Below are 25,574 nucleotides of genomic sequence, written 5' to 3' on the forward strand. Positions count from 1 at the left end.
CAAGGAGACTGGAATGAGAAAGCTTTTGCTGGCGGCCGTGTCGGTTGTGTTGGGCGCCGCGTCCGTGCAGGCCGCTGATCTCGCAGCGCATTATACCAAGGCGCCGATGATGGCGGCGGCCTATGACTGGACGGGCTTCTACATCGGCGGCAATGTCGGCGGGCAGTGGGGCAGTGCTGATCCGACCACTTCGACGGTGTTTTCTCCGACGGGCTACTTCGCGGCCAGCAGCGTCCCCGGCATCGCCGCGGTTGGCGCCCAGAACGTCAACAGTTCCAGCGTGACCGGTGGTTTCACTGCCGGCTATAACTGGCAGGTCAGCCGCGCCGTGCTCGGCCTGGAAGGCGACATCAACTATTTCGGCTTCAAGGGCGGTGCGACGGGTTCCGCGGTCTATCCGTGCTGCGCGCCGACGGCCTTCACGGTCTCGTCGCAGGTCTCGGCCGACTGGCTCGCCACTATCCGCGGTCGCATCGGCTTCCTCGCCGCTCCGACCTGGTTGCTGTACGCCACGGGCGGTGCCGCAATCGCCGAGGTGAAGGGTAATTTCAACTTCACCGATACGTTCGCGGCGGCGACCGAATCCGCCGCGATCCGCGACACGCGGGTCGGATGGACCGCCGGCGCCGGCACCGAATATGCGTTCGGTGGCGGCTGGTCGTTGAAGGCCGAATACCTTTACGTCGACCTCGGCCGTGCCAGCGCGACGAGCACCAATCTCGCAGCTTTCGTGCCGGCCATTTCCTTCCCGAGCAACGTCTACACCCACTCGGTTGATATCAAGTCGAACATCGTGCGGGTCGGCGTGAACTACAAATTCGGTGGACCGGTCGTCGCGCGGTACTAGGCATCCTACTCTGATGATGACCTGGAAAGCCCCGGCCTCGCCGGGGCTTTCTATTTTTGGCTCAGCCGCTGTGTGCCACCAGCCTCGCCAGCGCAGGCAGGATCTTGTAGCGGGCAATCTCGTGCGGATAGTCGCCGCGATTGGCGAGCAGCACGATGCCGATCCGGTGCGCCGGGACGAGGCCGATGTAGCCCGATGCGTTGTTGAGGCCGCCCGGCTTGTCGACGATCGTGACATCGGGAAGGTGGACGGTCTCCCACGCCATGGCCTGCCCGAAGGTCGCCTGCTCGTATCTTTGGTCGACGTGGAAGGACTCGCGCTGCGTCATCCGCAGCGTTTCCCGGAGACGCGGGTCGATCGTGCGGCCGTCGACGCAGGCCGCGACGAAGGTCGCAAGATCGCGCGCGGAGGAGAACATCTGGCCCGTACCGGGGAAGTCGAAATAGCTTTGCTGGCCTCCGATCGGACCGATCGCGCTGCCCTGGTCGGAATAGCCCTGCACGACGCGCCGCATCGTGGCCTCGTCCATGATCGCGCGGTTGTCCGGTCCGCGTTCGGGAGCGGACGTTGCGCGCATGCCGAGCGGCTTGAGCACCCGGCTCTCGATCAGTCTTGCGATCGGCGTGCGATAGCAGCGCTCGAGCACGAGCTGAAGCAGGACATAGCCGGCATGGCTGTAGATGCGCTGCTTCCCCGGCGCCACACCCGCGGGCGGCACGAAGGCGTTGAGCATCGCGATGAACTGCGCTTGCGAGTAGGAATCGTTCGGCCAGGGCGGGTGATCGGTCGGCAGCAACAGTCCTGATGTGTGCGTGGCGAGCTCGCCGACGGTGACGTTGCGGATGTAGTCACCGCTCAGCTCCGGCAGATATTTCGGTACGGGATCGTCGGGCTTCAGTTCGCCGCGCAGCGTGCCTGATGCCGTCAGCGTCGCCTCGAATGGCTTTCGCAGCGAGGCGAGGTTGAACAGCGTGTCCGGCGTCACGGGCCGCTTGGCGGCCTCGTCGGCAAGGCCGTAGCTGAAGAATTCGACATGACGGCCGGCATAGAGCGCAGCGGCGAGGCCGCCCGGATGATCCGGCGTCGCGGTGGGCGCGAGCTCGGCCGCGACGATGTCGCGCATCAGCGCGATCATGTCGGAATCCGCCAAGGCGCGGCGTGGCCTCGCCAGCGCGACCGCCAGGGGAACAAGTGCGGCGCGGGCGAGGGATCGCCTTGTGATGTACGGGGAGATGGCAACAGGCGGCACGTGCTCGGTCTGATCTTGCGGTGCGCCCCCATTGCTGTTTAGCCGGGCGAGGGCGGCGTCCCAATTCACGATTGCGCGTTGTGAGTTCCATATCGCCGGACAAAAAACTTAACTCATAGGCTAACAATCATTGACGCCGCGATCGCGGCGTGTCTATAGTTAGCTTGATGGCTAACCAATTATCCCAGCTCGACCAGGTCTTCGCAGCGCTCGCCGATCCGACGCGGCGCGCGATCGTGATGCGGCTTTGCGCCGGCGAGGCCTCGGTCGGCGAGCTCGCCGAGCCGTTCGAGATGGCCCTGCCGAGTTTCATGAAGCACGTCCACGTGCTGGAGCTGAGCGGGCTCGTGCAGTCGGAGAAGTCCGGCCGCGTGCGAACCTGCCGCCTCAGCCCCGAGGCGCTCGTCGGTGCGGAAGACTGGTTCCAGCACCAGCGCGCGATCTGGGAGGCACGGCTCGACCGGTTCGAGGCTTACGTCATGAAGCTCAAGAAGGAGAGGGCGGCTGCCAAGCAGTCGTCCAAAGCGACCGAGAAGACCACCAACAAGCCAAGCAAACGGAAAGGTACTGAGTAATGACGAACGCTGCCCTGTCGCAATGGTCGATGGACCGCGAGATCGTGATGTCCCGCGTGATCGACGCGCCGCGTGATCTGGTGTTCGAGGCGTGGTCCGACCCAAAACATCTGCCGCAATGGTTCGGCCCGAAGGGCTTCAAGATCGAGACCTTCGAGATCGACGTGCGTGTCGGCGGCGTCTGGCGTTTCAACATGATCGGTCCCGATGGCACCATCTATGGGAACCGCATGCGCTTCCTCCGCATCGAGCGGCCGTCCTTCATGGAGATGTACCACGGCGACGATCAGGACGATGATCCCGGCATGTTCCGCTTCACCATCACATTCGCCGAGCAGGCCAACGGCAAGACCGTGCTGATGATGCGACAGCTGGCGGCGAGCACCGAGCAGCGCGACGGCATGATCGGCTTCGGCGCTGTCGAATACGGCTACCAGACGCTGGACAAGCTCGCGGCCTATGTCGGTGGGTTGAAGAAATAGCCCCGCGTGATTCGGGGGCGCCTTCGATATGGCGTCCCCGGATTAAGCCTAGAAGCGCGGACGCCATCGCGATTATGACAGCGCGCTGGCGAATTATGACAGTGGCGTCACGCAGATTTTTGTCGCGTCGCGCTTCAGGTTTATGACAGAATTGCTACCGTTGGATGTCAAGATGACTACGACGGAGCGGTTCATGTTGCAGTGGCAGGCACGGTCAAATCCCCTGGCGTGGTGGTGGGGGTCCCTGACGCTGGTCAGCGCTGCGAACATTCTCGTCTGGTTCATGCTGTACCGCGAGTTCTATCCGACCGTCGCCAGCAGCGTCGGCGGCGGCTCGGATATCGGATTGATGTTCCTGCTCTGCGCGGCCTATGTGTTCGGCTGTGCCTTCCGCTCGGTGCTGCCGCGCGCCGACGTGCAGCGCATCTGCCTGTTCGACACCTGGCTGTCGAGCGTGTTTGTCGGGCGCACGGTGGCAACCGTGGCCGAAGTCTGCTTCGCCGCGCAATGGGCGATCATCCTGCATCAGCTCGGTCGGATGACTGGCGCACAGACCGCGGTGAACATCGCGCTCGTGATCGTGCCGATCATTGTCATCGCAGAGGGCTTCTCCTGGTACGCGGTGGTGACGACCAACTTCCTCTTCAACGCGATCGAGAACTCGCTCTGGGCGGTGACTTTCTTCCTCGCCGGCATCGCGCTGTGCCGCTTGACGCCGGAATTCCAGGGTGTGGTGCGCTGGGCGCTGATGTCCGGCATCGTCGGCATCGCCTGCTTCCTCGCCTTCCTCGTCACCGTCGACGTTCCCATGTATCTCAGCCGCTGGCGGGCAGGCCATGAAGAGGGCAACAAGCTCCTCGGCTTCCTCGAAGGCCTGCATGATGTCGCGACGCGATGGGTGGTGACCCACGACATCGCACACTGGAAGGGCGAGCTGACCTGGATGTTCCTGTATTTCAGCGCCGCCGTGTGGTCGAGCCTGGCGCTCTGCGCGCTCTACGCCATGGAAGGCTATCTCACGCGGTACTTGGCCTGAAGGTTATTTCCCCACCAGGCTGCACTTGCTGCGGTCGAGCGGGCGGAAAGCCTCATCGGGCGGAATGGTCGCGACCAGCTTGACGAAATCCCACGGGCCCTTGGATTCCGCTGGCGTCTTGACCTGCACCAGATACAGATCATGCACCATGCGCTGGTCCTCGCGGATGCGGCCATTGGGCGTGTAGGCATCCGACACCGGCGTCGCCTTCATCTTCGCCATCACCGTGGCGCTGTCGTCCGAGTCCGTGTCCTTCACCGCTTGCAGATAGTGGCGCACGGCGGAGTACACGCCGGCCTGGATCTGCGAAGGCATCGCCTTGCGGCGCGCGTAGAACGCGTCGGAGAACTTTCGCGCCGCCGGTGAGACGTCCTCGAAGAACGAGGTGACGATGAGATCGCCGCGCGTCGCCTTCAGGCCGACCGCCTCGATGTCGACATTCTGGAACGACATCGGGACGATCTTGATGCCTTGATCGGCGAGGCCGAACTCCTCCGCCTGCTTGATCGCGGTGGCATTGTCGCCGGCGACATTGATCGCCAGGATCTTGGCGCCCGAGGACTGCGCCTGGAGCAGGAACGACGAGTAATCGGGCGTGCCGAGCTGCGCCTTGACGCTGCCGGCGACCTTACCGCCGAGTGCGGCGATACGGTCGCGCGCGGTCGCCTCGATGGAGTGGCCGAACGCGTAATCGCCGGTGATGAAGAACCACGGCTCCTTGCTGGTCTGCATGACTCCGGAGACGACGGCGGTCGCGGTGGAATAGGCGTCCTGGGTCCACTGCACGCTCGAGGGCGCGCATGCCTCATCGGTGAGTTGGTTGGCGCCCGCGCCGGAGACCAGGAAGATCTTTCCGTTGCCGCGCACCAGCTCCTGGACCGCGAGCGCCGCGCCCGAGCTGCCGCCATCGGCAATCGCCTGCACGCCGTCGCTGAACCATTTTCGCGCGAGCGAGGCGGCGAGATCAGGCTTGTTCTGATGATCGGCCTGCAAAATCTCGATCGGCTTGCCGTTGATCTTGCCCCCGAACTCCTCCGCCGCCATCCGCGCCGCCTCGACCGAGCCCGGGCCCATCGCGGTCGCGAAGATGCCGTTCATGTCGGTGAGGACGCCGATGCGGACAGCGTCGCCCTTGATCTCGGCGCGCGCGGCGCCTGCCAGCGCCAGTGTGATCAGCAGAATGGCAGTGGAGCGGGTGCGGATGGTGGCCATGGGGTTTCCTGATTTTATCGTTGATGGATCGGTCGCAGCGGTCAGTCCGCCTCGGCGATGACCTTGTTGCGCAAGATGCCGATGCCGGAGATTTCGACCTCGACGATGTCGCCGGGCCGCATCCACAAAGGCGGCGTGCGCTTGGCGCCGACGCCGCCTGGCGTGCCTGTCACGATGACGTCGCCGGGAACGAGCGGGCAGATCGTCGAGATGTAGGCGATCAACTCGGGGATGCCTGTGATCAGGAGGTCCGTCGTCGTGTCCTGCACCACGCTGCCGTTGAGGCGCGTCTGAAGTCTGAGTTTTGACGGATCGGGAATCTCGTCCGCCGTCACCAGCCAGGGACCGAAGCTGCCGCTCTCCGCAAAGGTCTTGCCGGAGAGGAACTGGCTGGTGTGACGCTGCCAATCGCGGATGCTGCCCTCGTTATAGCACGCATAGCCGGCGACATATTCAAGTGCACGGCTCGCGGGGATGTGCCGGCCGCCCTTGCCGATCACGAGCGCAAGCTCGCCTTCGTAGTCGAAATCGTCGCTGACCCCTGGCTTCACGATCGGTTGGAGATGGCCGACCTGGCTGCACGGGAAACGGACGAACAGCGCCGGCTTCTCGGTGACGGTGCGGCCGGTCTCGGCGACGTGGTCGCGATAGTTGAGGCCGACGCAGATGATCTTGCCGGGATCGGGGATGACAGGCGCGAAGCTGATCGCGTCGAGCGGATGATCTGGCGCGGTGGACGCAACCAGCTTTGCAGCTTCGGCAACGCGGCCGCTTTCGAGCAACTGCCGCAGGGTGGTGCATCCTGCCATGCGCGTGCCGAGATCGACCACGCCATTGTCCTTGACGGCTCCAAAGGAGGCGCGGCCGTTGGCGATGAAAGAGAGCAGCTTCATGGGATATCCTGTGTTCGGTCAGGCCGCGGACGGCACATGGATGGGAGGCGCAATCGTGGCAATGAGCCGGTCGAGCTCGGCATCGTTGCGGGCGGCGCCGGGGATGTAGCGGTCGGGACGAACGAGCGCGGCCGCGATGCCGTGCTCGCGCAGCCAAGGGCCGATGCCTTCGGCATCGTCGCTGGTGAGGATGTTGATTCCTGCCCGTGGATGAGCGAAGCGCGTGGCGCTCTCGACGATCAGCAGGTGGCTGTAACCGATCCGGTCGTCGCTGCGGCTGCCGTCCTTCAGGGTGAACTGCGGGGCGAGATGTCCGGCGAGGGGAAGATCGCCAAGCACAAGCCCGGGACCGAGCAGGGGCTTCTTCACCTCGAGCTTTACGGGCGCATTCTCGCGCGGCTGCCCGGCGGCGAGGCCGGCCTCGATCGCCTTGGTGTTGATGACGCCGCCGAGGCGGATTGCGAGCTCGATGAACTCGCGGACATGCGGCTGGCGTTCGCTTTGATAGGTGTCGAGCAGGCTGGCATCGGCGCCGCCGCGAATCACGCTCGCCAGCTTCCACGCAAGATTGGCGGCATCGCGGATGCCGGCGCACATGCCTTGGCCGAGGAAGGGCGGGGTCTGGTGCGCGGAATCGCCCGCAAGCAGCAGCCGGCCGTTCCGCCATTGTTGCGCGATGATGGAATGAAAGGTGTAGACCGCAGCGCGCTCGAGCTCGGCGTCGTCAGGCGTGATCCAGCGCGACAGCAGTTCCCAGACCTTTGTAGGCTGCGCGACGTCGTTCGAATCCTCGTCGGGGAGAACCGTGATCTCCCAGCGCCTCCGCGAGCCGGTGCCGCGGACATAGGTCGCCGGCCGGCGCGGATCGCAATGCTGAAGGCTGTAGTCGCCGAGATCGTCGCGCTCGCGCTTGAGCAGGACGTCGATCACCAGCCACCGCTCGTGAAAGCCGAGATCGTCCATGCCGGAGCCGATGACGCGGCGCACCAGAGATCGCGCGCCGTCGCAGCCGATGACATAGCTGGCGCGGACCTCGCTGAGCTGGCCGTTGGAGAGGTCCTCGTAGCGGACCCGCACGCCGTTCTCGTCCTGATCTAGCGCGAAGACGTCGCAGCGGCTGCGCAAGCTGACGTGGGGCCAGCGGGCGAGGCCTGCGATCAGCACGTCCTCGAGATCGGGCTGGTGGAAGCGATAGCTGAGATTCCAGCCCATCGGCGTCAGCGTCTGCGGCCGCGACCAGTCCAGCAGCATCTTCCCGTCGGCATCGAGGAACAGCATCCCTGGGCTGAGGATAACGTGTGGCAGGACCGCATCGGCAAGGCCAATGGTCTGGAACACGCGCATGCATTCGTCGTCGAAATGCACCGCGCGCGGCAGGTGATAGGTCCGCGCCTCGCGCTCCAGTACCAGCGTACGCAGGCCGCAAAGGCCGAGCAGATTGGCCAGCGTGGCGCCGACCGGGCCCCGGCCGACAATCACGACGTCAAACTCTTCAGGTCCGGATTTATCTTGCATGGGGTATCTCTTCCCCATCAGCTGCCACCGCTTCAACGGCGTCGGCCGAAGTGTCCGCCCAGCGGACGGCCCCTAGACCTCGACCGGAATGGCCGCAGCTGTCTCCTGAAGCTGGCTGACGAATTGCGCCGTTGCTTCCTCGATGCTCAGCGCCGAGCGGATCCAGATGATGGAGATGCAGCCGTAGACCGCACCGTTCCGCACGATCGGGACGGCGATCGATGCCGTCTTCGGATTGTATTCGCCCTCGCTGCGAATTGCGTATCCCCGCGCCTGCGTCTCCGCGATCATCTGGTCGAGCCGGCCCTGGTCGAGGAAGGGACGGTCGTCGGCTTCGTCGATGCGGCGGAGATGGCTGACAATGAGGTCGCGCTCGCGCGCGGGGCAGGCGGCGAGATAGGCGCGGCCGGCAGACGTCCGCAGCATCGGCAGGCGCTTGCCGATCATGCCGCGGTCGATCGAGAGCGGGCTGCGGGAATGCGTGGTCTCCTGCACCACCATCGCGGCGTTCTCGTAAGTGGAGAGATCTACCGGCCAGACCAGGGTCTTGCTGAGCTCGGCGAGATAAGGGGCTGCCGCCTGGCAGATCACCACGCCGGGGTCGTAGCCATCGCCAAGGCTCAAGGCGAGCCGGGTGACGCGAAAGCGGTCGTCGCTGGCGCTACGGGCGACATAGCCGAGTTCCTCCAGCGTTTCGAGCAGGCGATAGACGGTCGGGCGAGGCAGGTCGAGTGCGCGGGCGACGTCGCCGGCGCGAATGCCGCCGGAGCGGTTGATCTCCTGCAGCACGTCCAGCCCGCGCTTGAAGGCGCGGACGCCCTCCGACTGCCTGGGCTGGCTGGTCCGCGTCCGCTCCTTGGACACTTGGTGTTTTCTCCCTTGTGGCGCACGACGGCGCGACTATCGTCCTTGCAAACGCGAAGCGATTGCGTGATGCACCGTAGGATCGCGCGCGACCGGTATCAAGTTCGCCGCACTGCGGCGAAGGCGATGCTCTCGGGAGGAATTCGATGGAAATCACCGCGCTCGGCTATATCGGCATCAATTCGTCGCAGCTCGATCAGTGGGGCCAGATGGCGACGGGCCTGCTCGGCATGCAGCAGGTCGACCGTGGTGGCAAGACGCGCGCCTTCCGCATGGACGATCGCAAGCAGCGCCTGATCGTCGATGGCAGCAACGATGCCGGCCTTGCGGTGATGGGTTGGGAGGTTTCTTCGACCGCGGAGCTGGACCACCTGGCGGGCCGGCTGGAAAGCCATGGCGTCAAGGTCTCGCGCGGCTCGCGCGCTCTCGCCGACGAGCGGCATGTCGCCGAGCTGATTACATTCGCTGATCCCTCCGGCAACCGGCTGGAGGCCTTCTGCAAGCCTGAGCTTGCGAGTGAGCCGTTCAAGCCGGGCCGTCCCATCTCCGGTTTCCGCACCGGTGCGCTCGGCATGGGACACGTGGTGCTCAATGTCGAGGATGTCGAACCGCTGCTGCCGTTCTATCGCGATGTGCTCGGCTTCCATGTCTCCGATTTCGGGCTGAAGCCCTACGGCCTCTATTTCTTCCACGTCAATGGCCGCCACCACTCCTTTGCGATGGTCGGCTCGGGTCGCAAGGCGCTGCATCACTTCATGGTCGAGCTCGGCAGCCTCGACGATGTCGGGCAGGGTTACGACCTCGCGCAGCTCGAAGACGGCCGCGTCGTCTATACGCTGGGCCGGCACACCAACGACCACATGACATCGTTCTATGTGAACACGCCATCCGGCTTCTTCATCGAATATGGCTGGGGCGGGCGCATCATCGATCCCCAGACCTGGCGGCCGCACGAGACCTTTGATGGTCCGTCGCTATGGGGACATGAGCGGCTCAACATGCCGGAAGAGCAGCGCAAACGTCTGCGCGAGATGCGGATGGATGCGGCCGCGCGGGGCGTGCGTGTTCCCGATCCGCGCGTACCGCCGCTGAACTGCGCCTGGTTGGATCAGGTGGTCGCGCGCGAATGATCGGCCGTTTCCCGGCCTCGCTCAGGCCTCGCCGAGATCGGGCGCCGTCAGAATCCCCTGGCGCAGCGCTAATCGGACCAGCTCGATGTCGGAGCCGACGCCGAGCTTGTCCTTGATCAGCGAATGCAGATTCGCGACCGTCTTCGGACTGACGTGGAGTGTCTCGGCGATCTCCTCGTTCGTGTTCTCGGCGAGCAGCAGCCGTAACACCTCGAATTCGCGCGGCGTGAGGACATCGGCGGCCGAGCTCTCGCCGCTGATCCGGCTCAGCGCAAGCTCGTGGTCGATGTCGGGGCTGATCGCGATCTTGCCGGCGAGCACATCCATCACGGCGCGCACCAGCGTCTCGGGCGGGCTGGTCTTGGTGACGTAGCCTCTCGCGCCGGCGCGGATCGCCTGTACGGCAAAGCCGGCATTCTCGTGCATGGTGAAGACGAGGATCTTGGCCGCCTTGTCCCATTGCCTGATGCGCCTGACGGCCTCGACGCCGCCGATGCCGGGCATGCTGAGATCCATGATGACGAGATCGGGCGCCTCCGACTTGAACAGGCGATAGGCCTCGGCCCCGTCGCCGGCCTCGGCGATGACGCGCAGGCCCGGCTGCTTCTGGAGCACGGAACGATAGCCTTCGCGAACGACCGAATGGTCGTCGACCAGCAGGATGGTCGCGGTCATGCCGCGTGCTCCAGCGCTTGCGGGCCAGCGGCCGTGAGCGGAATGACGACGCGCAGTGCGGAGCCGCCTTGCAGTCCGGCCTCAAAGCTGAGCCGGCCGCGCAGGGCCGCGACGCGCTCGCGCATGCCGAGCAGGCCCATCCCCGACTTCGCCACAGGATCGGTGGAGCGTCCGTCATCGTCGATGGCGAGCGCGATCTCGTCGGCGTGCATCGCCAGTTCGAGATTGACCTTCGTCGCTCCGGCATGCTTGGCGGCGTTGGTCAGTGCTTCCTGCACGATGCGGTAGAGATTGGCGCTGATCGTGGCTGGCAGCGTCTCAAAGGTGCCGTCGAAACGAATGGCAAAGCGCGTCTCGCCGCGGCTACGCCCGTTCCACCCCGCAACGAGGCCCTCGAGGCTGGCGACGAGGCCGAGTTCCTCGACGTCAGGCGGACGCAGCCGGAACAGCGCGCCGCGCAGTGTCTCCATCATGCCCGATGCGGTGCGCGCGATGCCGTCGCATTCGCCGAGCAGGGAAGGACACTCCTGCGCCGCGGTCTGGCGGGCGGAGGAGGCGAGGGCGCGGATCGCGGCGAGCGACTGGCCGAACTCGTCGTGCAGCTCGCGGGCGAGGTGTCGGCGCTCCTCGTCCTGGAGCGCGATCAACTTTCGAGTCAACTCGGCGCGCTCGGCGAGCGCCGTGTCGAGGCTTTCGGCGAGATGGTTGAAGACGTCGCGCACCGCCGAGAGCTCGGCGAGGTCGAAGGGTGGCAGCCGTGCGGTGAGGTCATTGGCGGCAATCCGCTCGAGGCCGGCGCGGATCATGTGGGTGGGGCGTAGCGCGCGGGCGAGCGCGGCATAGACCAGCACGCACAACAGCGGCAGCGCGATCGCAAGCGCGAGCATCAGGCGGCCGGCTTCGTGCCAGGCCTCGGCCGTCTGCACGGCCGGGTCGACTGACACGACGGCCTCGCCGAGCTTAGTTCCGCGCAGGATCACAGGTCGTGCCGCCTCGCGGCCGGGGTCGAACAGGCCATGGTAGAACGCCGTGAATATCTGCGGCGGCAGGTCGGCCGTGACAGGCGCGCCGCTACAGAAGCGCTGGATCATTTCGCCGGCCGGCCCGCGGAACGCCAGACAAAGGCCGGGCGTCATCACATAGGCCGAAACAGGATCGAGGTTGGGAAAGTCCGCGCGCGGGCTCGCCGTCCAGAGCACCTTGCCTTGCTGCAGCTCCAACGTCTTCGCGACGATGGCGGCGATGTCGTCGATGCGCGCATGTGCGGCGCGGTCGGCCGTGATCAGGAAATAGGCCGATATCGCGGCGAAGCAGGCGGCCGATATGGCCGCCACGCGCAAGGTCAGGCGGACCTTGAGATCGAATCTCGGGCGGTTCCACATGGGCGGGCACCTGACGCGAACGGAATTGTCGCCCGCGCATTAAAGGGCAGAACGGCGGCTGCGAAAAGCGGCACCCTTGCCGCAGTGCAACGTCGTGAAATTTTCCCGGAACTGATCGGGAGCACGCTGGCTGCGGGGTTGGAAACGTCCGTCTAGCCTAGAGGTCTTTCGATCATGCGAGGCCCGTGATGCGCCGTACCCTGTCGTTGCTGCCACTTCTCGTTCTTCTCACGGCCGGCCTGAATGGCCGAGCCGCGGCCGAGACCACGATTGCGCTCGACGATTTCAGCTACACCGATACCTCGGCCGAGCCGGTTGACCAGAGCGCGGCCCATGAACGGCGACTGCAGGCGTTCATGGTCGCGCTCCGGCGCGACATTGCTGCCGACCCGCGCTACCGGCTGGCGCCGTCGGTGAAGGAGGGAGCGGCGTTCAAGGTGATCGGCGGCATCCAGAAGACCAGCACTCTGGTGCAATGGGCCAAGGTCGCAGTGATCGACGTCGGCGCCAAAAAGGTCGTCATGGACAAGCTCTACACCTTCCGCGGCGACAACGACGAATCGTGGGACCGCGCCGAGATGTTTGTTTCCCGCGAGGTCATGGCTGCGCTCGCCGCATCCGCACCGGTCGCGCTGGCGGTGTTTGATTTCGAGCTCGAGGATACGACAGCGGCAGCAGTAGGTGCGTCTGCAACATCGGATGCGTCCACCCTCGCGGAAGTCACCGGCAGCGTGCGCGAGGCGCTGGGCCAATCCGGCCGCTACCGCCTCGTCGATGTCGGGCCGGCGAACGAACAGGCCGTGAAGGCGCATACGCTCCGCGACTGTGAGGGCTGCGAGGCGGCGATCGCACAAAAGCTCGGTGCGGATCAGTCGCTGATCGGCGTGGTGCGGCGGGTCAGCCGCACCGAATATACGCTCGGCTTCCAGGTCCGTGACACCAGGACCGGTGCGGTGCTGGCGCGCGGCGACAGCGGCTTGCGCCTCGGCGCCGACTATTCGTGGAAGCGCGGCGCCGTCCGGCTCGTGAGCGAAAGGCTGGTCGCGACTCACTAGCTCAGAAGGTCAGCTGCACCTTCATCGACTGAGAGCGATCGCTGGCGAGCTCAAACGCGGCGACTGCGTTCTCGAACGGCATGGTCGCCGTGATCAGCGGCTTCACGTCGATCAGGCCTTCGCCCATCAGCCGGACCGCGAGTTCGAACTCGGGATCGAAGCGGAAGGTGCCGCGCAGCTGCAATTCCTTGGCGACGATGGAATTGATCGGCAGCGTCATTTCACCGCCAAGGCCGAGCTGCACCAGCGTTGCGCCGGGGCGGAGCACGTCGAGCGCGGTGCGGAGCGCGGCCTGATTGCCGGAGGCTTCGAACAGCGTGTCGAACACGCCCTTGCCGGCGCGCCAGGGATCGAGCGCGGTGGCTTTGGTCGCGACGTTGATCGCGTGCGTGGCGCCGAGCTTGCTGGCAACGGAGAGCGGTGCATCAGCCACGTCAGTGACAACGATCTCAGAGGCACCGCCGAAGCGCGAGACCAAAATCATCAAGGCACCGATCGGGCCGCAGCCGGTGATCAGCACGCGCTTGCCAAGGAGGGGGCCGGCCTGCTTGCCGGCATGCAGGCAGACTGCGAGCGGCTCGGCGACCGCGGCTTCCGCCAGCGACAGCTTGTCGGAGATTGGCACGGCCTGCGTTGCGTCGACCGTGATGAATTCGCGAAAGCCACCCTGGACATGGGGAAAGCGCATCGCGCTGCCGAGGAAGCGCATGTCGAGGCACTGGTTGCGCATGCCCTCCTGGCAATGCAGGCACTGGCTGCACGGCTTGCTCGGATTGACCGCAACGCGCGTCCCAGATTTCACGCCGCTGACGCCGTCGCCGACCGCCGCGACCACGCCGGCGATCTCGTGACCCAGCGCCATCGGCTGCTGAATGCGAACAACGCCGAAGCCGCCGTGATGGTAATAGTGCAGGTCGGAGCCGCAGATGCCGCCATTGGCGATCTTGACACGGACCTCGCCCGGGCCGGGCGCCGGATCAGGATAATTGTCGATCCGCAGATCCTTGGGGGCGTGAATGACGACGGCGCGCATGGTCTTGTTTCCTGGTGTTCGCGATTACATCGCGGCGATCATGCCGCCATCGACATAGATGATTTGGCCGTTGACATAGGTGGAGGCGTCGGAGGCGAGGAAGATCGCCGCGCCGACCAGCTCGTCCGGCTTGCCCCAGCGCTTGGAGGGGATGCGGCCCATCAGCCAATTGTTGAAATTGGGGTTGTTGACCAGCGCCTCGTTCATGTCGGTGAGCATGTAGCCGGGGCCGATCGCATTGGCCTGGATGCCGTGCTGAGCCCATTCCACCGCCATCGAGCGGGTCAGGTTCTTGATGCCGCCCTTGGCCGCGGTGTAGGGCGCAATCGTCGGGCGCGCCAGCTCGCTGCCGAGCGAGCCGATATTGATGATCTTGCCGTGCTTGCGCGGGATCATCCGCTTGCCGGCCTCGCGGCCGATCACAAAGGCGCTGGTGAGATCGGTCTCGATCACCTTGCGCCATTCGTCAGTGGTGAACTCGACCAGCGGCTTGCGGTGCTGGATGCCGGCATTGTTGACGAGGATATCGACGGCAATGCCCTTCTTGTCGAAGTCGTTGAAGGCGGCGACGATCGCGGGCTCGTCGGTGACGTTGAACGCCGCACCTTCGGCCTGATGGCCGGCCGCACGAAATTCGGCGACGGCTTGCTCGACGCGCTTGGGATCGACGCCGTTGATGATGATCCTGGCGCCGGCCTTGGCCATGCCTTCGGCGATGGCGCGGCCAAGCCCGCGGGAGGAGCCGGTCACGAGTGCGGTGCGGCCGGAAAGGTCGAACAGGGCGGTGCTCATCTCAAAATCCTCAAACGTTGGAGCGGCGCGCGATCAGATCGGAGCGCTCGAAGACGGCGGGCAGAAGGTCGACGCCAAGGCCGGGGCCTTCCATCGGGAAGACGTAACCGTCCTTGATCACGGGCATCGTGGTGACGAGCTCATTGTACCAGCCCTTGTAGAAGGCGCGCACCGATTCCTGGATCAGCGTGTTGGGCTGGCTGAAGGACATGTGGATGGCGGCGATGAAGCCGATCGGGCCAATACAGTCATGAGGAGCAAAAGGCCGGTGATAGGTCTCGGCCATGGCCGCGATCTTGCGGCCCTCGGTGAGGCCGCCGGTCCAGCAAAGATCGGCCATCACCACATGCATGGCGTCGCGATCGAGCATGTCCTTGTAGGGGAAGCGCGAGCCCAGCGTCTCGCTGGCGCAGACCCAGACATCGGTCGAACGGGCATATTCGGCCAGCGCCTGCGGCGAGTTCATGCGGATCGGGTCTTCGTACCAGGTCGGCTTGTAGGGCTCGAGTGCCCGCGCGATCTGCTTGGCGGTCGGCAGATTCCACAGCGAGTGGAGCTCGACCATGATCTCCATCTTGTCGCCGACCGCTTTGCGGATCTTCTCGAACGGTTCGATCGCCTGTTTCATCTGCGCGGCAGTGATGTGGAGACCCTTGTTCTCCTGGGCCGCCGGATCGAACGGCCAGATCTTCATCGCGGAAATGCCGCTTTCCAGCAGGCTTTCGGCCAGCGCATCGGCGCGGTTCATGAAGCCGTCGAGATCTTCGTAAGGACCCTTGGACGCGCCGAGATTCCAGTTCGAGACCGGGCTGATATTGGTGGAGCGGACATATTGCGTGCCGGCGCAGGTGTTGTAGATGCGCTGCTTGTCGCGGCAGAGGCCGCCGAGCATCTGGTGTACCGGCTGATTGCAGACCTTGCCGAACAAATCCCACAGCGCGATGTCGATCGCTGACGCTGCACGATATTCAACGCCGGTCGACGACTGCGCCATCGGCAGGTTCAGCATGTCGCGATGGATCGCTTCGATGTGCAGGGGATTACGGCCGAGCAGGCGGCCGGCAAAGGTGTCGTGGATCTGCGCCTCGATTGCGCCCGCGCCATAGAAGGTCTCGCCGAGACCAATCACGCCGCTATCGGTGTGAACGCGCACCCAGATGACGTTGGAGAATTCCTCGGTTCGCAGCGTCTCGATCGACGTGATCTTCACGGCAAGTCCTCCCGTCAAAGGCGCCTCGCGCCCGTCGTGTTTTCATTTCGCACCGCAGCATGATGAGGTGTCGGCGGAAGTCTTAGCGCCGCTTGTAATATATCACAACATGTTTTAAGGATGCTACAAACAAGGCGCCGCCCTGCAATGCGAGAGCACAGGCCGACGGGAGGAAATTCGATGGCACGGCGCAAGCGGGCGCTCGAGGTGGTGAGATCGGAGGACGGAGTGGGCAAGCCCTCTCGGCGCAACCGTCTCAACTTCTTCGAGCTGGCCTATCAAAGGATTGAAGAGCTCCTGGTTCATTGCGAGCTGAAGCCTGGCCAGTTCATGACCATGCTGGAATTGCAGCAGATCACCGGCTTCGGCCGCACGCCGGTGCATCACGCCGTCAATCGTCTGTCCGCCGATACGCTCATCATCATCCGTCCGCGCCACGGCCTGCACATCGCGCCGATCGATCTGGCGCGCGAGCGCATGCTGCTGGACCTGCGCCGCGATATGGAGCGTTTTGTCATTCGCCTCGCGGCAGATCGCGCCAGCCTGTCGCATCGCAATCAGGCGCTGCACATCGAGCGCCTGCTGCGCGAGCGTCGCGCCACCCTGACCCTCGACGAGTTCAACAGCATCGACCGCCGCATCGATGCGCTGGTGCTGGAAGCTGCGGGCGAGCCGTTCCTGGTGCACACGCTGCGGCCGCTGCACACGTTGTATCGCCGCATCGGCTACATCCATCACCGCTTCATGCCGGGACAGGCCGATCTCTCGGGAACGATCGACCATCACCTCGGTATTCTCAGTGCCGTTGCGAACCGCCGCGTCGAGGACGCCGTCAAGGCGAGCGATGCGCTGATCGACTACATGGGCCAGATGTTCACGGGCATGGAGACGGGGATCGATCCGCGCCTGCTCGACTGCAGCATCGAGCCGCTGCTCGGCGCTTAAGAGGACTCGGCACCAAAAGAGTTTTGAAGAAGGGATCAAACATGTCGACTATGGCCATGCCGCAACCGACCGCGAGCGAAACCGCGGTCCGCTACCTCATCACCAATTACAGCCCCAAGGGCAACAAGGTCGGCTGGCTGATGATGGCCTCGATCCTGGTCGAGGCCTGGGACCTCTATTCGATCGCCTTCGTGCTGATCTTCATCAAGGAGCAGTACAATCCCGATCCGCTGATGCTCGGCCTTGCCGCCGCGGGCACGCAGGGCGGCGCGCTGGTCGGTGCGCTGCTCGGCGGCTGGCTGTCCGACAAGATCGGCCGCCGCGTCATGTTCCTGATCACCATGGTGATGTTCATCATACTGGCCCTGGCGCAGGCCTTCGTGCCCAGCGTCGGCTGGCTGGTCGTGATCCGCTTCCTGCTCGGCGTTCCGCTCGGCTCCGACATCTCGACCGGCTACACTTACATCATGGAATCCATGGCCAAAGGTGAGCGCGAGGTCATGGGCAACCGCTGGCAATTCATGTTCGCCGTCGGCGAGGTGCTGACCATCGGCGTCATCGTCATCTTCCTGCTGCTCGACATCCAGCACGAGATGCTGTGGCGCGTGACGCTCGGCCTCGGCGCGGTGCCGGCGCTGATCATCCTGGTGATGCGCCACGACGTGCCGGAGACGGCGGTGTGGCTGGTGCAGAAGGGACGCTACCGCGAGGCCAAGCAGGTCGCGCGCGAGATGTTCAACGACGATCTCGCCATGCTGCCGGACCAGGACGTCGAGGTGCCGAAGGTATCGACCCGCGCATTTCTCGCCGACCTCAAAAAGGATCCGATCCGCTGGCGCGCCACCATCTACGGCTGGATCGCCTGCTTCGCGCAAGGCAGCGAGTTCTCGACCTTCGCGTTCTATCTGCCGGTGCTGTTCGTGATGGTCGGCGTGTCGAGCGTGCTCGGCAACAATCTGGTGACGATGGGCCTGTTCTGCTTCGCCGCGCTGTCGGGCTGGGTCGGCCCCCTGTTGACGCCCAAGATCGGCCATCGCGGCATTGCGATTGCGGGCTTCTCCATCGTGCTGGCTTCGCTGCTAGTCGCGGCCTTCGCGCTCTACACCGACAACAAGATGCTGCTGCCGTTTGCGGCCGCCGCGATGCTCTGGGGCCATTATTGGGATGCGTCGAACTGTATGACGATCCCGACCATGGTCGCCAAGCCGAAGTACCGCGGCACCGCCAGCGGCTTCGCCTACATGTTCGTGAAGCTGCCGTCGTTCCTGGCGATCTTCCTGTTCCCGTCGCTGTTCGCGGCGATCGGGCAGGCCAGCGCGACACTGTTCGTCGCGATCTTCCCGCTGATCGGATTGCTTGCTGCAATCTTCATCCTGCCGGAAGTCTACGGCTACGAGAACGACTGACGACAAGCTATCCGGTCGCGGCCTCATGGCCGCGATCGGTTTGCCCCAAGCCTACGGGCTCAGGAAGACGGGATCGATCCCGGTCGCGGTGTGGCCGAGCAGGCCGATGGCCTGAAGCTGGGCGCTGTGCAGGTCGATCTGCACGACGGCTAACAGGACCAGCAACACGACGGTGCTGAGGACCAGCATCGGATGGGATGCTTCGCCCGGCGCCGAAAAGCCGTGAAGCGAGCGACGCAGGGAAAAGCTCTGCGGCAATGCCTTTGATTGAATTTGCATGATGAACCTCCTTGCCGCGCCCCATGAGGCTGCGCGACAAGATGCAGTATAGGTTCGGCTATCCGCGCCACATTGATGCGCCGCAAACTGCGCGCGATTAATGGATCGCCGCCGCGAGCGCCGCGATGAGGGCTGGCGGCATCACCAGCAGTCCGAGCTTGAGGAACGGCCATGCGCCGACCTCGATCTTCTCCCGCCGCAACGCGACCAACCAGAGGATGGTGGCGAGGGATCCTGTGACCGACAGGTTGGGTCCGAGATCGACGCCGATCAGGATGGAGCTGATAACGGGCGCGGGCAGATGGTCGCTGGCGGTGACCGAGCCTGCGACGAGTCCGACTGGCAGATTGTTAGCGATGTTGCCGGCGATCGCGGTGGCGATGCCGACACTCCAGGCGGCTTTCGTCACGGACTGTTCCACAGCCTGATGCAGCAGTGCGCTGAGCTGGCCGATCACACCCGTCTTGATCAGCGCCTCCACCATCACGAAGAGACCGCCGACCAGCGGCAGGACGCTCCAGGACACGCCCCTGAGCACCGGCAGCGGCGATTGGCGGCTGATCAGCAGCACGATGGCGGCCGTCACCACGCCGCAGATGAAGGTCGGCAAGCCGAGCTGCTTGTCCAGCGCCGAGGCCGTGACCAGCACGATACCGATCGCGACGATGCCCGCGGCCGTCAGCTTGCCGCCGCGGCCGAGCTCGGGATGCGGCACGCTGCGCGCGATGGTCTCGTCCTTCAGTGCGCGGTGCTGGGTCAGGCGCAGTACGATGTAGGTGAGCAGGATCGATGCGGCCGAGGGCAGTGCGAACAGACGCAGCCATTCGGTGAGCTGCGGCATGCGTGCACCGAACACGACGAGGTTGGCGGGATTGGAGATCGGCAGCACGAAGCTCGCGGCATTGGCGATGAAGGCGCAGACGAAGAGATAAGGCAGCGGCTTGGCGCCGGCCGCCCGTGTCGCCGCATAGACGGCCGGCGTCAGCACGATGGCGGTGGCGTCGTTGGAGAGCAGCACGGTGACGACGGTGCCGACGATGTAAATCAGCAGGAACAGCCGTTGCGGCGAGCCACCGGCATATTCCACCGCAAGTGCAGCGAGATAGTCGAACAGGCCTTCGAGCCGAGCCAGCTCGGCGATCAGCATCATGCCGATCAGGAAGAGGTAGACGTCAACACCCTTCTCGATGCCGTCAAGTGCATCCTGCCACGGCAGGAAGCCGAACAGCACCAGCGCGCCGGCGCCGAGCACGGCCCAGATCGCCTCGGGCAGGCGGAAAGGGCGGATGATGACGCCGGCGGTCGCGGCGACGATGATGCTCCAGGCCCAGATGGCGTGAGACGGCACGTTCAATCCCTATGGAAAGAGTTTATTCGGCAGCGATAGCGGAAGCCGGCGCTGATGTCTTCCCCTGCCGGCGCGGGGCGCCGTCGGCGACTTGTCGCGTCTCGGGGAGGGCGAGCAGGCAAATGGCCGCGCCGATCGCGGCGATGGCTCCGAGGGTAATGAAGGCCGCGCTGTAGCCGGCGCCGACCACGACGAAACCGGCGAGGGTGGTCGACAGCGCGGCGCCAATGCTCTGGGCGGTGATCACGGCGCCCTGCGCGACGTTGAAGCGGCCGGTGTTGCGCATGAGATCGGCGACGATGACGGGAAAGATCGCGCCAAAAATGCCGGCGCCGACGCCGTCGAGCAGCTGCACGCCGACCAACCAGAGCGCATTGTCCGAGAGTGTGTAGAGCGCCCCACGGATGGGCAGGATCAGCAGCGCGGCGAGGAAGAAGCGCTTATGGCCCCAGCGATCGGCTCTTGCGCCGACCAGCATCGCGAAGGGCACCATCACCAATTGAGCCGCGACGATGCAGGCCGACATCAGGGTGGTGCCCATGTTCTTGTCCTGGAGCGCGAGCTTCTGTCCGACCAGCGGCAGCATCGCCGCGTTGGAGAGGTGGAAGAGCAAAACACAGATGGCGAAGACGAGGAGAGGGCGGCAGGTCAGGAGCACGGCAAGACCTGAGGGCTGTTCGCGCGATGCATTGGCGTCGTCCAGCCCGCGTGCAAGCTCGTGGTCGATGGCCCGTTCGGGGATTGCGAGAATGCTGACGAGGCTCGCAACCGCCATGGCACCAAGAAGATAAAACACGACGGTCGGCCCGAACCAGTAAGCGGAGACACCGGCAAGCCCGGCCGCGACCGCGTTGCCGGCGTGGTTGAAGGTCTCGTTGCGACCAATTCGACGGGTGAAGGCGGCATGGCCGAAAATGCCGAGCGAGACGGCGGCGATCGCGGGCGGAAAGATCACGGCGGCAGCCTGCGCGATGCCTTGCGAGATCGCGACCGGAAGGAAAGCGGGAAACAGGGGCAACGACAGTGCCGCCAGCGTCACGAGAATGGCGGCGGCTGCCATGACTGACCGTTTCGCCCTGATGGCATCGACCAGCGCGCCGGCCGGTGTCTGCGCTACGATGCCCGCGATAGTCGCGATCGACATCACGAGGCCGATCCGCGCCTCGTCCCAATGCTGCTCGGTGAGGAGATAGACCGCGAGATAGGGCCCGAGCCCGTCGCGGACGTCGGCGAGGAAGAAGTTCGCCGCATCCAGCGCGCGGCCTGCCTGCGTTGCCTGATCGGAGTTTTCGTTCGGCATCGGTGTCTCGATCGAGGCAGGAAAGCGCCCCGGCAGAAACCGATCCCTCATGACCTTGGTTCCCGGCTAGAACTTCACGGCTAGGAGAACAGCGCCGGCACCGATCATGGTGATCCCGATCCAGCCCTGCGCTGTCGGCCGCTCGCCGAGAAAGGCGAAAGCGAACAGCGCGACCAGCACGACGCTGAGCTTGTCGATTGGCGCCACCAGCGTCGCTGGGCCGAGCTTCAGGGCGCGGAAATAACACAGCCACGACGCGCCGGTTGCGAGCCCCGACAGCACCAGGAACAACCAGGTCTTGGACGAGACCGCAGAGGGGACGGTGAACTGTCCGGTGAAGAACAGCAGCACCGAGAACGCGAGAAGCACGACGATGGTGCGGATGAAGGTCGCGAGGTCGGGATTGATATTCTCGATGCCGACTTTTGCGAAGATCGCGGTCAATGCGGCAAAGCAGGCGGAGAGCAGCGCCCAGGTTTGCCAGGCGGAGAAGAGGGCCGGTTTCATGGGAGATCTCTCTTACCTCGCCACCGACAGCTTCTCCGAGATCGCCTTGCGCAGGATGCGCGAGAGCGATTCCACCGAATACGGCTTCTGAATCAACTCAAATCCGCGATGGGCGTTTTCAGCGAGCACGTTACTGTAGCCGGAGGTGAGCACGACGGGAAGGCCCGGATAGCGCTCTCGGATGACGCCGGCGAGCTCGACGCCGTTCATGCCGGGCATGATGACGTCGGAGAACACCAGATCGACCGCAAACTCGTTCTCGCCGAGGATAGCGAGCGCGGCCGACGCGCTGGCGACGCGGCGGGTGACGTAGCCGAGGTCTTCCAGCAGCTCGGTCGAGAACTGGCCGACATCGTCATTGTCCTCGACCACAAGCACGCGATAGCCGCGTCCGGTGGTGGCGCCTTCGCTAGTGAGCGCGGCGGCTTCCTTCTCGGCCGCGGGGCTTTGAGCCTGCGGCAGGTAGATGGTGAAGGTCGCGCCTTGGCCTGCCGTGCTCGTCACGGCGATATCGCCTTCGGACTGCTTTGCGAACCCAAAAGCCTGGCTGAGGCCGAGGCCGGTGCCCTTGCCGACCTCCTTGGTGGTGAAGAAGGGCTCGAAGATCGCGTCGATATTTTCCGGCGCGATGCCGCTGCCGGTATCGGCGACCGAGATCGCGACATAGTCGCCGCCGCGCGCCGACTGTGCCCGCAGGTTCGGGATGCCCTGGACCTTGCGCACTGAAATGGTGAGCCGGCCTTCACCGTCCATGGCGTCGCGGGCATTGATGGCGAGGTTGATCAGCGCGGTCTCGAACTGCGCGATGTCGGCGACGGTGAAGCAATCGGCATCGTTGATCTCGACGGCAATCTCGATGCGGCCACCGACCAGCGGCCGGACCAGCTGGGCCACGCCCTCGACCTGGCTGCCGACATTGAAGATCTGCGGCTTCAGCGGCTGTCGGCGCGCGAAGGCCAGCAGCTGCGCGGTCAATTTCGAGGCGCGCTCGACGGTGTCGGAGATGGCATCGACATAGCGGCGGCGGCGCTCCTCCGGCAGCTCGCGCCGCCGCAGGAAGTCTGTGGCCGAGCGGATGATGGTGAGGAGGTTGTTGAAATCGTGCGCGACGCCGCCGGTGAGCTGGCCGATCGCCTCCATCTTCTGTGACTGCCGCAGCGCTTCCTCGCCGCGGCGACGCTCGGTGATGTCGACGGCCTCTGGCACCGCGCCGGTGATGTTGCCGTGGCGGTCGAGCACGGGGCGCATGCCGAACTCGAAATCACGCTCGCCGATGGGCAGGCGCAGCCGCATCTCAAGTCGCACTGCTTCGCCTTTCAGCACGGTGTCGAAGGCCTCACGCACGGTTGCGCTCATGCGTTCCGTGCCGGTGAACCAGGGCGTGTCCCAGAACGGCTTGCCGATGACCTCAGCAGAACTCGCCTTGATGCCGTCGAGCGCGGTCTTGTTGGCGTAGAGCAGCTCGCCCTTCAGGTTGACCAGACCCTGATACTGGTTGCTGGTCTCCAGGATGGCGCGCAGCCGGGCCTCGTTGGATTCGAGCTCGGCGGTGCGCTCGGCGATGCGCTCTTCCAGCGTCTCGTTGAGCTTTCGTAGCTCGATCTCGGCCTGCTTGGCGACGGTGATGTCGTGCGCGACGCCGATGAAGCCGATATGCTTGCCGGTCGGGTCCCAGCGCGGCTGCGATTCCGAGCGCAGCCAGCGCCATTCGCCTGACGCGTCCCTATAGCGGGCCTCGAGCACGAACGGTTTGAGCGACGCTTCGCCCTGAACCGATTGCTGCAACACATGCGGCAGGTCGTCAGGGTGCAGCACCTTGCGCCAGTCGAAGGCGATAGCCTGCTCGTAGGGCAGGCCGACGAAGTCGACATAGGCCTGGTTGGCGAAGGAGCGCGTGCGGTCGAGCTTCGTCACCCAGATCGGCACCGGCGCGCTGTCGGCGATCAGCCGAAACCGCTCCTCGCTCTCCCGCAGCGTCTCGCGCGCGAGCGCCTGGTCGGTGATGTCGATATGGGCGCCGACGAGGCGGCTGGCGCGGCCGTCGCGGTCGCGCTCGATCTTGGCGACGACACGGATCCAGCGGGTCTGGCCGTCGCTTGGGCGGATGATGCGATATTCGGCGGTATAGTCCTCGCTGGTGCTGGCCAGCGCATCGAAGAAATGCTTGACGGTGGCATCGCGGTCGTCGGGGTGAATGCGGCTGACCCAATCCTCATGCGTCTCGTCGGTGCCCTCGGGCGGCAGCCCGTGGATCATCAGATATTCTGGCGAGCGGCGGTTCTTGAAGCCTTCGCGGAAGTCGACCTCGAGCCCGCCCACCTTGCCGATGCGCTGGATGCGCGCCAGCTCCGCCTCGCGCTCCTGAAGCGCATGATAGGCATTGTCGCGCTCGCGCGCGATCTCTTCGAGGTGCTGGCGCAGCCTTTCGGCGGCAATGGTCTCGGGCAAAGGATCGTTCAAGGCGTCGGCCGTTGTGATGCGGAGGCGCACGTGCCGAAGCGATATTCACACAGACAAAGCGCGATAGCCATTGCTCAAAAGGGAATAGGTCAAGGAAAGGCCCGCCGCACTGCATGGGGCGGGTATGAACGAACGCGGGGGCTGGCTATTTGTTCCCGAAGAAGGAACGATGAGCGGTCTGCGCGCGTATGTGCGTGGCGCCACATTTGATATCAGTAAGACACCCTTTCCCAAGAGGCTCAATCTTGAAGCTCTTCGTTTGCCAGGATTGCGGCAACGTTCTCTATTTCGAGAACCGAGCCTGCGAACGCTGCGGCCACCGGGTCGCCTTCCTGCCGGACAAGGAGACGATGCCAGCGATCGAGCCTGACGGGGAGGGTTGGAAGACGCTTGCGGACAAGGGCGAACGCCGGATGCTCTGCCGCAATGCCGATTACGATGCCTGCAACTGGCTGACCGATGCAGGCGATTCCACCGGCTATTGCCGTGCCTGCCGCCATAACGGCATCGTGCCTGATCTCTCAGACCCCGCGCAGCTCGCCGGCTGGCGCGAGCTGGAGGTGGCAAAACACCGGCTGTTTTATTCGCTGGTCCGCTGGAATCTGCCGCTTCAGACCCGGCAGGACAATCCCGAGCACGGCCTGATCTTCAATTTCCTCGCCGATGATCCCAACACCGGGCAAAGGATCATGACCGGCCATGACAATGGCCTGATTACGATCGCGCTCACCGAGACTGATACCATCGAGCGCGAGCGGCGCAGGCTGGAGATGGGCGAGCCGTACCGCACGCTGCTCGGGCATTTCCGCCACGAAGTCGGGCACTATTTCTGGGACGTGCTGGTGCGCGAGGGCGGCAGAGTGGACGAATGCCGTGCCGTATTCGGCGACGATTCCGCCGATTACGGTGAGGCCCTGCAGCGGCACTATGCCGAAGGGCCGCCGCCGGATTGGCAGCAGAACTATGTCTCGGCCTATGCGACGATGCACCCGTGGGAAGATTTCGCTGAGACTTGGGCGCACTACCTTCACATCGTCGATACGCTGGAGATGGCTGGCGAGTTCGGCATGGAGGTGCGCCCCAAGGTCGACCGCGACGGGGAGTTGTCGACGCGGATCCGTTTCAATCCTTATGAGGCTAAAGGCGTCGAGGCGATCGTCGACGCATGGCTGCCCTTCACCTTCGCCATGAACAGCGTCAACCGCGCCATGGGCCTGCGCGACCTCTATCCCTTCATCCTGTCGCCGGCCGTGGTCGCCAAGCTCGGCTTTATTCACAGCCTGGTCCGCAACGTGGCCAAAGCCGGGAAGCCATAGGGCGGCCAGGGGCTCGCCAGGCCCGTGCCGGTCTTGCGCTGGTACGCCAGAGCGGGCTGGATT

The 25,574-nt window shown here is 64.8% G+C and carries 24 protein-coding genes; 9 read left to right on the forward strand and 15 right to left on the reverse strand.

Translation table 11 applies throughout. The features are described 5' to 3' along the window. Positions 1 to 13: 13 nt before the first annotated feature. Positions 14 to 847 carry an outer membrane protein gene (locus L6637_RS33665; RefSeq protein ID WP_237873295.1) on the forward strand — a complete coding sequence of 278 codons (834 nt, stop codon included), beginning with the start codon at positions 14 to 16 and terminating at the stop codon, positions 845 to 847. Positions 848 to 908: 61 nt separating this feature from the next. Here L6637_RS33665 and L6637_RS33670 read toward each other — a convergent pair whose 3' ends face one another. Next, positions 909 to 1,982: a serine hydrolase gene (locus L6637_RS33670; protein WP_237873297.1), complete on the reverse strand. Its 1,074-nt coding sequence runs from the start codon at positions 1,980 to 1,982 to the stop codon at positions 909 to 911. 281 nt (positions 1,983 to 2,263) lie between these two features. Between L6637_RS33670 and L6637_RS33675 the strand changes: the two genes are divergently transcribed. From L6637_RS33675 to L6637_RS33685, 3 genes are all read left to right on the forward strand, one after another. Beyond that, complete coding sequence (locus tag L6637_RS33675) at positions 2,264 to 2,671, forward strand: ArsR/SmtB family transcription factor (RefSeq protein WP_237873299.1); 408 nt, start codon at positions 2,264 to 2,266, stop codon at positions 2,669 to 2,671. Further along, a complete protein-coding gene (locus tag L6637_RS33680) occupies positions 2,671 to 3,153 on the forward strand; it encodes an SRPBCC family protein (protein ID WP_237873301.1) in 483 nt (160 codons plus the stop codon). The genes L6637_RS33675 and L6637_RS33680 overlap by 1 nt, the downstream gene beginning before the upstream one ends. A 193-nt stretch (positions 3,154 to 3,346) precedes the next feature. Beyond that, positions 3,347 to 4,189, forward strand: a complete 843-nt coding sequence (locus L6637_RS33685) for a hypothetical protein (RefSeq protein ID WP_237873428.1) — start codon at positions 3,347 to 3,349, stop codon at positions 4,187 to 4,189. 3 nt (positions 4,190 to 4,192) lie between these two features. Here L6637_RS33685 and L6637_RS33690 read toward each other — a convergent pair whose 3' ends face one another. The 4 genes from L6637_RS33690 to L6637_RS33705 all read right to left on the reverse strand — a co-directional run bounded on the left by L6637_RS33690 (position 4,193) and on the right by L6637_RS33705 (position 8,673). Further along, positions 4,193 to 5,401, reverse strand: coding sequence for an ABC transporter substrate-binding protein (locus L6637_RS33690; protein WP_237873303.1), 1,209 nt, complete (start codon positions 5,399 to 5,401; stop codon positions 4,193 to 4,195). 41 nt (positions 5,402 to 5,442) lie between these two features. Continuing rightward, on the reverse strand, positions 5,443 to 6,294 hold the full coding sequence (locus tag L6637_RS33695) for a fumarylacetoacetate hydrolase family protein (RefSeq protein WP_237873305.1): 852 nt from the start codon (positions 6,292 to 6,294) through the stop codon (positions 5,443 to 5,445). 18 nt (positions 6,295 to 6,312) lie between these two features. Beyond that, entirely contained in the window at positions 6,313 to 7,809 is a 1,497-nt protein-coding gene (gene mhpA, locus L6637_RS33700) for a bifunctional 3-(3-hydroxy-phenyl)propionate/3-hydroxycinnamic acid hydroxylase MhpA (RefSeq protein WP_237873307.1), read from the reverse strand. 72 nt (positions 7,810 to 7,881) lie between these two features. After that, a complete protein-coding gene (locus L6637_RS33705) occupies positions 7,882 to 8,673 on the reverse strand; it encodes a DNA-binding transcriptional regulator (RefSeq protein ID WP_237861542.1) in 792 nt (263 codons plus the stop codon). Between the two features lie 146 nt (positions 8,674 to 8,819). Between L6637_RS33705 and L6637_RS33710 the strand changes: the two genes are divergently transcribed. Then, positions 8,820 to 9,803, forward strand: a complete 984-nt coding sequence (locus tag L6637_RS33710) for a VOC family protein (protein ID WP_237873309.1) — start codon at positions 8,820 to 8,822, stop codon at positions 9,801 to 9,803. A gap of 21 nt (positions 9,804 to 9,824) precedes the next feature. On the opposite strand, the gene L6637_RS33715 is transcribed toward L6637_RS33710, so the two are convergent. Beyond that, on the reverse strand, positions 9,825 to 10,478 hold the full coding sequence (locus L6637_RS33715; RefSeq protein WP_237873310.1) for a response regulator: 654 nt from the start codon (positions 10,476 to 10,478) through the stop codon (positions 9,825 to 9,827). Next, entirely contained in the window at positions 10,475 to 11,860 is a 1,386-nt protein-coding gene (locus tag L6637_RS33720; protein ID WP_237873312.1) for a sensor histidine kinase, read from the reverse strand. Before L6637_RS33720 ends, L6637_RS33715 begins: the two co-directional genes overlap by 4 nt. A gap of 188 nt (positions 11,861 to 12,048) precedes the next feature. Here L6637_RS33720 and L6637_RS33725 point away from each other — a divergent pair, with 188 nt between their 5' ends. Beyond that, entirely contained in the window at positions 12,049 to 12,915 is an 867-nt protein-coding gene (locus L6637_RS33725; RefSeq protein WP_237861546.1) for a DUF3280 domain-containing protein, read from the forward strand. Position 12,916: 1 nt separating this feature from the next. Here L6637_RS33725 and L6637_RS33730 read toward each other — a convergent pair whose 3' ends face one another. The 3 genes from L6637_RS33730 to L6637_RS33740 are packed head-to-tail and all read right to left on the reverse strand — an operon-like array spanning position 12,917 to position 15,950. Continuing rightward, complete coding sequence (locus L6637_RS33730) at positions 12,917 to 13,948, reverse strand: L-idonate 5-dehydrogenase (protein ID WP_237873314.1); 1,032 nt, start codon at positions 13,946 to 13,948, stop codon at positions 12,917 to 12,919. 24 nt (positions 13,949 to 13,972) lie between these two features. After that, positions 13,973 to 14,740, reverse strand: a complete 768-nt coding sequence (locus L6637_RS33735; RefSeq protein WP_237873316.1) for an SDR family oxidoreductase — start codon at positions 14,738 to 14,740, stop codon at positions 13,973 to 13,975. A gap of 10 nt (positions 14,741 to 14,750) precedes the next feature. After that, positions 14,751 to 15,950 (reverse strand): mandelate racemase/muconate lactonizing enzyme family protein, encoded by a 1,200-nt coding sequence (locus tag L6637_RS33740; RefSeq protein ID WP_237861550.1) that lies wholly within the window; start codon positions 15,948 to 15,950, stop codon positions 14,751 to 14,753. A gap of 180 nt (positions 15,951 to 16,130) precedes the next feature. Between L6637_RS33740 and L6637_RS33745 the strand changes: the two genes are divergently transcribed. Beyond that, positions 16,131 to 16,895 carry a GntR family transcriptional regulator gene (locus L6637_RS33745; protein ID WP_237861551.1) on the forward strand — a complete coding sequence of 255 codons (765 nt, stop codon included), beginning with the start codon at positions 16,131 to 16,133 and terminating at the stop codon, positions 16,893 to 16,895. Positions 16,896 to 16,936: 41 nt separating this feature from the next. Beyond that, complete coding sequence (locus L6637_RS33750) at positions 16,937 to 18,301, forward strand: MFS transporter (RefSeq protein ID WP_237861552.1); 1,365 nt, start codon at positions 16,937 to 16,939, stop codon at positions 18,299 to 18,301. Positions 18,302 to 18,352: 51 nt separating this feature from the next. Here the strand turns inward: L6637_RS33750 and L6637_RS33755 are convergent, their stop codons facing one another. The 5 genes from L6637_RS33755 to L6637_RS33775 all read right to left on the reverse strand — a co-directional run bounded on the left by L6637_RS33755 (position 18,353) and on the right by L6637_RS33775 (position 24,225). Then, entirely contained in the window at positions 18,353 to 18,580 is a 228-nt protein-coding gene (locus tag L6637_RS33755) for a hypothetical protein (protein WP_237861553.1), read from the reverse strand. Positions 18,581 to 18,677: 97 nt separating this feature from the next. Continuing rightward, positions 18,678 to 19,928: an arsenic transporter gene (locus L6637_RS33760; RefSeq protein WP_237873317.1), complete on the reverse strand. Its 1,251-nt coding sequence runs from the start codon at positions 19,926 to 19,928 to the stop codon at positions 18,678 to 18,680. A 22-nt stretch (positions 19,929 to 19,950) separates the two neighbouring features. Then, positions 19,951 to 21,228, reverse strand: coding sequence for an MFS transporter (locus L6637_RS33765; RefSeq protein ID WP_237862552.1), 1,278 nt, complete (start codon positions 21,226 to 21,228; stop codon positions 19,951 to 19,953). 66 nt (positions 21,229 to 21,294) lie between these two features. Continuing rightward, entirely contained in the window at positions 21,295 to 21,735 is a 441-nt protein-coding gene (locus L6637_RS33770; protein WP_237861555.1) for an EamA family transporter, read from the reverse strand. A gap of 12 nt (positions 21,736 to 21,747) precedes the next feature. Continuing rightward, entirely contained in the window at positions 21,748 to 24,225 is a 2,478-nt protein-coding gene (locus tag L6637_RS33775; RefSeq protein WP_237873319.1) for a PAS domain S-box protein, read from the reverse strand. Between the two features lie 215 nt (positions 24,226 to 24,440). On the opposite strand from L6637_RS33775, the gene L6637_RS33780 reads away from it, so the two are divergent. Continuing rightward, positions 24,441 to 25,511, forward strand: a complete 1,071-nt coding sequence (locus tag L6637_RS33780; RefSeq protein ID WP_237873320.1) for a zinc-binding metallopeptidase family protein — start codon at positions 24,441 to 24,443, stop codon at positions 25,509 to 25,511. Positions 25,512 to 25,574 lie beyond the last annotated feature (63 nt).

Source organism: Bradyrhizobium zhengyangense, from assembly GCF_022012435.1.
GTDB lineage: Bacteria > Pseudomonadota > Alphaproteobacteria > Rhizobiales > Xanthobacteraceae > Bradyrhizobium > Bradyrhizobium zhengyangense.

Coding starts and splice junctions, on each gene's coding strand:
- L6637_RS33685 (WP_237873428.1), top strand. CDS start 3,347: ATGTTGCAGTGGCAGGCACGGTCAAATCCCCTGGCGTGGTGGTGGGGG.
- L6637_RS33750 (WP_237861552.1), top strand. CDS start 16,937: ATGTCGACTATGGCCATGCCGCAACCGACCGCGAGCGAAACCGCGGTC.
- L6637_RS33690 (WP_237873303.1), bottom strand. CDS start 5,401: ATGGCCACCATCCGCACCCGCTCCACTGCCATTCTGCTGATCACACTG.
- L6637_RS33725 (WP_237861546.1), top strand. CDS start 12,049: ATGCGCCGTACCCTGTCGTTGCTGCCACTTCTCGTTCTTCTCACGGCC.
- mhpA (WP_237873307.1), bottom strand. CDS start 7,809: ATGCAAGATAAATCCGGACCTGAAGAGTTTGACGTCGTGATTGTCGGC.
- L6637_RS33680 (WP_237873301.1), top strand. CDS start 2,671: ATGACGAACGCTGCCCTGTCGCAATGGTCGATGGACCGCGAGATCGTG.
- L6637_RS33665 (WP_237873295.1), top strand. CDS start 14: ATGAGAAAGCTTTTGCTGGCGGCCGTGTCGGTTGTGTTGGGCGCCGCG.
- L6637_RS33765 (WP_237862552.1), bottom strand. CDS start 21,228: ATGCCGAACGAAAACTCCGATCAGGCAACGCAGGCAGGCCGCGCGCTG.
- L6637_RS33770 (WP_237861555.1), bottom strand. CDS start 21,735: ATGAAACCGGCCCTCTTCTCCGCCTGGCAAACCTGGGCGCTGCTCTCC.
- L6637_RS33735 (WP_237873316.1), bottom strand. CDS start 14,740: ATGAGCACCGCCCTGTTCGACCTTTCCGGCCGCACCGCACTCGTGACC.
- L6637_RS33755 (WP_237861553.1), bottom strand. CDS start 18,580: ATGCAAATTCAATCAAAGGCATTGCCGCAGAGCTTTTCCCTGCGTCGC.
- L6637_RS33670 (WP_237873297.1), bottom strand. CDS start 1,982: ATGATCGCGCTGATGCGCGACATCGTCGCGGCCGAGCTCGCGCCCACC.
- L6637_RS33730 (WP_237873314.1), bottom strand. CDS start 13,948: ATGCGCGCCGTCGTCATTCACGCCCCCAAGGATCTGCGGATCGACAAT.
- L6637_RS33715 (WP_237873310.1), bottom strand. CDS start 10,478: ATGACCGCGACCATCCTGCTGGTCGACGACCATTCGGTCGTTCGCGAA.
- L6637_RS33710 (WP_237873309.1), top strand. CDS start 8,820: ATGGAAATCACCGCGCTCGGCTATATCGGCATCAATTCGTCGCAGCTC.
- L6637_RS33745 (WP_237861551.1), top strand. CDS start 16,131: ATGGCACGGCGCAAGCGGGCGCTCGAGGTGGTGAGATCGGAGGACGGA.
- L6637_RS33720 (WP_237873312.1), bottom strand. CDS start 11,860: ATGTGGAACCGCCCGAGATTCGATCTCAAGGTCCGCCTGACCTTGCGC.
- L6637_RS33695 (WP_237873305.1), bottom strand. CDS start 6,294: ATGAAGCTGCTCTCTTTCATCGCCAACGGCCGCGCCTCCTTTGGAGCC.
- L6637_RS33675 (WP_237873299.1), top strand. CDS start 2,264: ATGGCTAACCAATTATCCCAGCTCGACCAGGTCTTCGCAGCGCTCGCC.